6 protein-coding genes and 1 pseudogene are annotated in these 6,642 nt (G+C 72.0%); 1 reads left to right on the top strand and 6 read right to left on the bottom strand.

Annotated features, from left to right (window positions below):
* Positions 1-183: 183 nt before the first annotated feature.
* The 5 genes from EYA84_RS23360 to EYA84_RS23340 all read right to left on the bottom strand — a co-directional run bounded on the left by EYA84_RS23360 (position 184) and on the right by EYA84_RS23340 (position 5,620).
* A complete protein-coding gene (locus EYA84_RS23360; protein ID WP_131055346.1) occupies positions 184-1,875 on the bottom strand; it encodes a ribonuclease J in 1,692 nt (563 codons plus the stop codon).
* A gap of 52 nt (positions 1,876-1,927) precedes the next feature.
* Positions 1,928-2,854, bottom strand: a complete 927-nt coding sequence (gene dapA, locus EYA84_RS23355; RefSeq protein ID WP_131055344.1) for a 4-hydroxy-tetrahydrodipicolinate synthase — start codon at positions 2,852-2,854, stop codon at positions 1,928-1,930.
* Between the two features lie 80 nt (positions 2,855-2,934).
* Positions 2,935-3,678 carry an FAD-dependent thymidylate synthase gene (gene thyX / locus EYA84_RS23350; RefSeq protein ID WP_131055348.1) on the bottom strand — a complete coding sequence of 248 codons (744 nt, stop codon included), beginning with the start codon at positions 3,676-3,678 and terminating at the stop codon, positions 2,935-2,937.
* Positions 3,679-3,824: 146 nt separating this feature from the next.
* Positions 3,825-4,394, bottom strand: a complete 570-nt coding sequence (locus tag EYA84_RS23345; protein ID WP_131055342.1) for a DUF2752 domain-containing protein — start codon at positions 4,392-4,394, stop codon at positions 3,825-3,827.
* Entirely contained in the window at positions 4,391-5,620 is a 1,230-nt protein-coding gene (locus EYA84_RS23340) for a winged helix-turn-helix domain-containing protein (RefSeq protein WP_131055340.1), read from the bottom strand. Before EYA84_RS23340 ends, EYA84_RS23345 begins: the two co-directional genes overlap by 4 nt.
* 79 nt (positions 5,621-5,699) lie before the next feature.
* On the opposite strand from EYA84_RS23340, the gene EYA84_RS23335 reads away from it, so the two are divergent.
* Complete coding sequence (locus EYA84_RS23335) at positions 5,700-6,251, top strand: GNAT family N-acetyltransferase (RefSeq protein ID WP_131055338.1); 552 nt, start codon at positions 5,700-5,702, stop codon at positions 6,249-6,251.
* On the opposite strand, the pseudogene EYA84_RS23330 reads toward EYA84_RS23335, so the two are convergent.
* Positions 6,150-6,642, bottom strand: a pseudogene (locus EYA84_RS23330) (hypothetical protein); the annotation flags it as partial. The gene EYA84_RS23335 and the pseudogene EYA84_RS23330 overlap by 102 nt on opposite strands.

Below are 6,642 nucleotides of genomic sequence, written 5' to 3'. Positions count from 1 at the left end.
GCGCGGTGCTCGGCGCGCCGCCGTCACCGGCGAAGGACGGCAGGGCCACCGCCGCCGCCGCGCCCAGCGCCGCCACCACGACACCGATGGCTGTCAATCGTCTGCGGTCCATCCGCCATGCTCCTCCCGGCCGGCGCGGGGCACGCCTGCCGGATCGGAGTACGGGCGGATGGACCGAACGGTTCAGACTTCGACGACAGTGGGCACGATCATCGGCCGGCGTCGGTAGGCGTCGTTGACCCACCGACCCACCGTGCGACGGACGATCTGCTGGAGCTGGTGCGGGTCGGTGATGCCGTCCGCAGCGGCCCTGTTCAGGGCCTCGGTCACCAACGGGATCACCGCGTTGAACGCCTGCTGGTCCTCGGAGAAACCCTTGGCGGAGACGGTCGGCCCGGCGACCACCTTGCCGGTCACCGAGTCCACCACCACCGTCGCGGCGATGAACCCACCGTCACCGAGGATGCGACGCTCGGTGAGCAGCGATTCGCTGACGTCACCGACGGCCAGTCCGTCGACGTAGACGTACCGGCTCTTGACCCGTCCCACCAGGCTGGCCCGGCCCTCCACGAGGTCGACCACGTCGCCGTCCTCGCAGAGCACCACCCGGTCGGCCGCCACCCCGGACTCGATGCCGAGCCGGGCGTGCGCCCGCAGGTGCCGCCACTCGCCGTGCACCGGCATCAGGTTGCTGGGCCGCACCACGTTGAGCAGGTAGAGCAGTTCACCGGCGGGCGCGTGGCCGGAGACGTGCACCTTGGCCACGTCCTTGTGCACCACCACGGCACCGGCCCGGGCCAACCGGTTGATCACCCGGTAGACCGAGGTCTCGTTGCCCGGCACCAACGACGAGGCGAGCACCACCGTGTCGCCCGGGGCGATGGTGATGTGCCGGTGGTCGCCGCTGGCCATCCGGCCCAGGGCGCTCATCGGCTCGCCCTGCGACCCGGTGGACATCAGCACGATCTGCTCGGGCGGCATCGACGTGGCCTCGTCCAGGCCGACCACCAGGCCCGCCGGGATGTTGAGCAGCCCCAGGTCGCGGGCGATGCCCATGTTGCGCACCATGGACCGGCCGATCAGCGCGACCTTGCGGCCGTGCTCCAGCGCCGAGTCGAACACCTGCTGCACCCGGTGCACGTGCGAGGCGAACGAGGCGACGATGATCCGGCCGCGCGCCTTAGCGAAGATCGAGTCGAGGACCGGGCCGATCTCCCGCTCCGGGGTGACGAAGCCGGGGATCTCCGCGTTGGTGGAGTCCGAGAGCAGCAGGTCCACGCCCTCGGCGCCGAGCCGGGCGAACCCGGCCAGGTCGGTGATCCGGCCGTCCAGCGGGAGCTGGTCCATCTTGAAGTCGCCGGTGTGCAGCACCAGGCCGGCCGGCGTACGGATGGCCACCGCCAACGCGTCCGGGATCGAGTGGTTGACGGCGAAGAACTCGCACTCGAACGGACCGAGTCGCTCCCGGCCGCCCTCCCGCACCGTCAACGTGTACGGCTGGATCCGCCGCTCCGCCAGCTTCGCCTCGACCAGCGCCAGGGTGAACTGGGAACCCACCAGCGGGATGTCCGGCTTGTGGGCGAGCAGGTACGGCACCGCGCCGATGTGGTCCTCGTGCCCGTGGGTCAGCACGATCGCCTGGACGTCGTCGAGCCGGTCGAGGATGGGACCGAAATCCGGCAGGATCAGGTCGACACCGGGCTGCTCCACATCGGGGAAGAGCACGCCGCAGTCGACGACCAGCAGTTTGCCGTCGTACTCGAAGACGGTCATGTTCCGGCCGATGGCGCCGAGCCCGCCGAGCGGGGTTATCCGCAGTCCGCCCTCCGGCAGCGGCGGGGGAAGTTGGGCCTCCTCGTTGTGCGCCTCGGTCACGCGTTCACCTCATTCTGCGACGCCGTCACCCGGCGTCCGTCGTGTCGTTTGATCATTCGGGTAGCGGTAGCCCCGCCGCCGCGCAGTCGGCGCGCAGCTGGGCGAACTCGTCTTCGGTGGCTTCCACGAGCGGCGACCGGACCGGCCCGGCCGGCAGCTTCGACGCGTTCAGACCCGCCTTCACCAGGATCGTGCCCTGGGTCCGGAAGATCCCGGTGAACAACGGCAGCAGCCGGCGGTGCAGAGCGAGCGCGGACGCGGTGTCCCCCGCGTCGTACGCCTCGATCATCCGCTTGGTGTCGGCCCCGGTGAAGTGCGTCGAGGTGCCGACCACGCCCACGCACCCGACCGCGAGCGCGGGCAGCGTGGAGGCGTCGTCGCCGCTGTAGAACGCCAGGTCCGTGCGGCTGGTCACCCAGCTCGTCGCGGTCAGGTCGTTCTTGGCGTCCTTGACCGCGACGATGCGGCCGTGCTCGGCGAGCCGGACCAGCGTCTCGGTCTCGATCGGCACCCCGGCGCGGTGCGGGATGTCGTAGACCATCACCGGCAGGCCGGTGGAGTCGGCCACCTCGATGAAGTGACGCAGCAACCCGGCCTGCGGCGGCTTGTTGTAGTAAGGGGTCACCACCAGCAACCCGTGCGCACCGGCCTTCTCCGCGGCGGCGGCCAGCTCGATGGTGTGCCGGGTGTCGTTGGTGCCGACCCCTGCCACCACCCGGGCCCGCTCACCGACGGTCTCCACCACGGTCCGGATCAGGCGTTCCTTCTCCGCGTCCGTGGTGGTCGGCGACTCGCCGGTGGTGCCGTTGACCACCAGCGCGTCGTTGCCCTGCTCGGTCACGAGGTGGTCCGCGAGCCGCGCGGCGCCGTCGAGGTCGAGCGCACCGTCGGCGGTGAACGGGGTCACCATCGCGGTGAGCACTCGTCCGAAGGGGCGGGAGGCCGCCCGGACCGGTGTGTCAAGGTGGTCGTGCGTCATGGTGACAACCTAGCGGACGGCCGGCGGTCGGCCGCCGGGGAAGGCCTCAGGACCCCTCGGTGAGCGGAGTGCTCTCCCGCTCAGGATGCCGCGATGTGCGGGCTCGCCGCCACCTCGGTGCCATCGGCGAGAGTCGAGACGGCGAAGTCGGCGAAGACGTTCGGCGCCACCCTCTGCAACTGCCGCAGGCACTCCACCGCCAGCTCGCGGATCTCCACGTCGGCGTGCTCGGTGGCCCGCATCCCGATGAAGTGCCGCCAGGCACGGTAGTTGCCGGTCACCACGATCCGCGTCTCGGTGGCGTTCGGCAGCACCGCCCGCGCCGCCTGCCGGGCCTGCTTGCGCCGCAACGTCGGGTTGGGCTCGTCGGCGAAGTGCCGCTCCAACCCCTCCAACAACTCGGTGTACGCCCGCACGCTCGCCTCGGCCGCCTCGACGAACCGCTTGTGCAGCTCCGGGTCCTCGGCGATCACCCTCGGCTCCACCATCGCCGCGTCCCGCTCCGGCACGTACCGCTGCGACAACTGGGAGTACGAGAAGTGCCGGTGCCGGATCAGTTCGTGCGTGAACGACCGGGAGACCCCGCTGAAGTAGAAACTCACCGACCCGTGCTCCAGCACCGAGAGGTGCCCGACCTCCAGGATGTGCGCGAGGTATCCGGCGTTGGTGGCGGTCGCCGGATTCGGCTTCTTCCAGCTCTGGTAGCAGGCCCGGCCGGCGAACTCCGCGAGCGCCTGTCCCCCGTCCGCGTCGGTCGACCACGGCACGTCCTCCGGCGGGTCGAAGTGGGTCCACGCGATCAGCTTGACCTGGGGCTGCACCATCTCCGGCATTCCTGCGACTGTAGTGGCCCCATCCACCCGACCCCACCGCACCCCCCACCCCCACCAGCCACGTTGATCAAGAAGTTTTGGTCACGGACGACGGCGTGAACGATGAGAACTTCTTGATCACCCGGGGTGGGTGGGGGTTAGACGTAGAGGGCGGTGAAGGGGGGCCAGGGGAGGTTGCGGACCACCGTGAAGGCCAGCCAGGCGGCGAGGAAGCCGCCGACCAGCTTCGGGCCGACGCGCAACTCGGGCAGTCGCCAGCCGAACGCCTGCTTGCCGGCCCAGGCGACGAAGAAGTACGCCAGGAAGGGCAACGCGAAGACGAAGAGGAAGTGGTGCCGGGCGGCGGCCGGCAGATCGGCGTGCAGGACGTACCAGAGGGCGCGGGTGCCACCGCAGCCCGGGCAGTCCAGCCCGGTGGTGAGTTTGAGCAGGCAGCTGGGGATCGCGTCCGGCGCGGAGCGGGTGGGATCGCTGACCAGTGCGTACCCGATGCCGGCGGCGACGCAGCCGACGGCGGCCAGCGGCACCACCCAGCGCGGGGTGCGCTCGTGCAGGCGCGTGACGAAGCGGGTCAGGCGGTCGGGCTCGGCGATCGGCGGGTAGTAGCCCGCCGGATAGCCACCGGGGTAGCCCTCCGGGTGAGCGGGGGTGGCGGGCGCGTGGGGATCGGGGGCGCCCGGTCGGTCAACGCTCGTCACGCTGCTCACCGTACACCCGCCACGCTCAGCAGCGCGGCGGCCAGCGGGCCGGCCAGATCACCGGCGGACGGCGGAGCGACCGCGTCCAGGCCGAGCCAGCCGGCGAGTCGGTACAGCTCGGCGGCGAGGGCCACGGCGGTCTCCCCCGGGTCGGCGCCCGGCTCGACCCAGGCGGCCGGCACCAGCAGCACCCCGGCCCTGCGATCGGCCTTGAGGTCGACGCGGGCGGTGAACCGCTCCCCCTGCCGGAACGGCAGCACGTAGTAGCCGTACACCCGCTGGGGCGCGGGCACGTAGATCTCGATGCGGTAGGTGAAGCCGAACAGCCGCTCGGTGCGGGCGCGTTCCCAGATCAGCGGGTCAAAGGGGCTGACCAGCGTGTTGCCGCGTACCCACCGGGGCAGCCGGGCCTGCGCGTGCAGCCAGGCCGGCTGCCGCCAGCCCGGCACCGTCACCGGGCGCAACTCCCCGGCCTCGACCAGCTCGGCGACGGCCTGCCGGGCACCGGCCACCGGCAGCCGGAAGTAGTCGCGCAGCTCCACCTCCGCGGCCACGCCGAGCGCCCGGGCGGCGATGCCGACGAGCGTGCGGTACGCCTCGGCGTCGGTCGGCGTGGGTGCGTTCAGCACCTCGGCGGGAAGCACCCGTTCGGGCAGGTCGTAGCGGCGGGCGAAGGAGGTGGTGCGGTCCGCCGCGCACACCTCGCCGGCCCAGAACAGGTATTCCAGCGTCTGCTTGACCGCCGACCAGTTCCACCCCCAGTTACCGGTCTCCCGGGGTGCGTCGTGCTCGATCTCGGCCACGGTCAGCGGTCCCCGCGCGGCCACCTCGTCGCGTACCCAGGCCACCAGGGCGGGCTGCTCCTGGGCGATGCGGCGCATCCCGCCCCAGGCGTCGGTGTGCGCCCGCGCCATCCGCCAGCGCAGCGCCGGATGCAGACCGACCGGCACCAGCGACGCCTCGTGCCCCCAGTACTCGAAGAGGTCACGGGGCCGACGGTAGGCGGCGGTGTCGAGCAACGTGGTCGGGTACGGCCCGAGCCGGCTGTAGAGCGGCAGGTAGTGCGCGCGTTGCAGGACGTTCACCGAGTCCATCTGGATCAGCCCGACCCGGTCGAGCACCCGCCGCAGGTGACGGCGGGTGGGCGCCCCGGTGGGCGGTGGGTCGGCGAAGCCCTGTGCGGCCAGCGCCACGCGGCGGGCCTGGGCGAGCGAGAGTGATTCCGGTGCGACCATCGCAGCGCAGGCTACGTCACCCGTACGACACCGGTGCGGAGACTGGACCTGACGCCCCGGGCCGCCTAGAACTGGAGCCATGCCCACCATCCGTCGGGAGGAACCCGAGGACGCCGAGGCGATCGCCCGGGTGCACGTGAGCGGCTGGCAGGCCGGGTACGCCGGGATCATGCCGGACGAGGTGCTGGGCCGACTCAACCCGGTGGCCTGGGCGCAGCGTCGCCGGGCCCTCGGCACGGCCGACCCGGAGCACCCGTTCACCACGCTGCTCGCCGAGGTCGACGGGGCGTTGGCCGGGTTCACCACGTTCGGGCCGTACCGCAACAACCAGGACCGGGGCGACCTCGACCCGGCGTACGGCGAGGTGGTGGCGCTCTACGTGGCGCCCGCCCACTGGGGCGACGGCACGGCTCCGGTGCTGTTCGCCGCCGCGCACGACGGCCTGCGGGAACGCGGCTGGTCGGAGTACCGGGTGTGGGTGCTCGCGGACAACCACCGGGCCCGGCGGTTCTACCAGCGGGCCGGGTTGTCACCGGATGGTGAGGAGTCGACCTATCCGGTGCCGCTCTCCGGCGGGCGTCCGCCGATCGGGCTGGTCGAGTTGCGGTACACCGGCCGCCTCGACGGCTGACCGTCCGGCCGGTACCGGCGGTGCGCCCCGGTCCAGCGGTTCGCCCCGGCGGCCCAGCGGCAGGAAGGCCAGCAGCGCCAGGCTGATCCAGACGTACGCGTTGCCGAAGAGGAAGCCGTCGACACCGCTGAAGTCCGTCTCCCACGCCCAGACGATCCGGCTGGTCAGGAAGCCGTACCCGACGGTGGCGGCGGCCAGCAGCAGGTGCCGGCGACGGCTGCGCGGTGGCGCGGCCATGCCGTGGTCCACCAGGAGCAACAGCCCCGGCAGCAGCCAGACCAGGTGGTGCACCCAGGTGACCGGGCTGACCAGGCACATCACCGCGCCGGTCAGCGCCAGACCGGCGGCCTCGTCGCCGGCCGCCACGGCGGCCCGCGACCGTCGGATCCAC

The organism is Verrucosispora sp. SN26_14.1, from assembly GCF_004307965.1.
Taxonomy (GTDB): domain Bacteria; phylum Actinomycetota; class Actinomycetes; order Mycobacteriales; family Micromonosporaceae; genus Micromonospora.
This window is presented reverse-complemented; position numbering and strand designations above follow the sequence as displayed.